The 570-nt window shown below is 52.8% G+C and carries 1 protein-coding gene; it reads left to right on the top strand.

All coding sequences use genetic code 11. The features are described 5' to 3' along the window. Positions 1–397: 397 nt before the first annotated feature. On the top strand, positions 398–570 hold a 173-nt coding region (locus J5M67_RS27525), incomplete at its 3' end, for a cold-shock protein (RefSeq protein ID WP_207888554.1).

Genomic DNA, 570 nt, shown 5'->3' with positions numbered 1-570 from the left:
CGTTCGATGTGCCAGCATGCGGCATGCCGCTCGCCCACTGTGCATGGATCGAGTATCCCACAACGCGGACGACCTCGAACGCGTGTCACTCGAGCCTGGTATATGCGACGATTATGCGACTTTTCAAGCTGCCTCGCTCGCTCCGATGCTGCAAAGCAAAGCGGGATAAACCCTGAGAAATGGGTTCTTTACAACGTCCCCGTATACGTCTAAAAATTTTCTTGACACTCCATTAAAGAGCGCCAACAATCAAGCTGGCACTTTTTTCAATTCGTCTTTGACAATTTGGGAAGAGGCCGAGGTGAGCTTGTGAGGGGGGAACGGCTGCGTATGCCGGTCGTTTAGCTTTTCGAGCGTGCTCGTTGTAAGTAGCGACTGTGTGACAGGGGAAGTAGGTATGGCAACTGGTATTGTCAAATGGTTCAATGACGCGAAGGGCTTCGGCTTCATCACGCCCGACGAAGGCGGCGAAGATCTGTTTGCACATTTCTCGGCGATCAACATGCAGGGCTTCAAAACCCTGAAGGAAGGCCAAAAGGTCAGCTTCGAGGTAGTGCAAGGCCCGAAGGG

This window comes from Pseudomonas sp. 30_B (genome assembly GCF_017491605.1).
Taxonomy (GTDB): Bacteria; Pseudomonadota; Gammaproteobacteria; order Pseudomonadales; family Pseudomonadaceae; genus Pseudomonas.
This window is presented reverse-complemented; position numbering and strand designations above follow the sequence as displayed.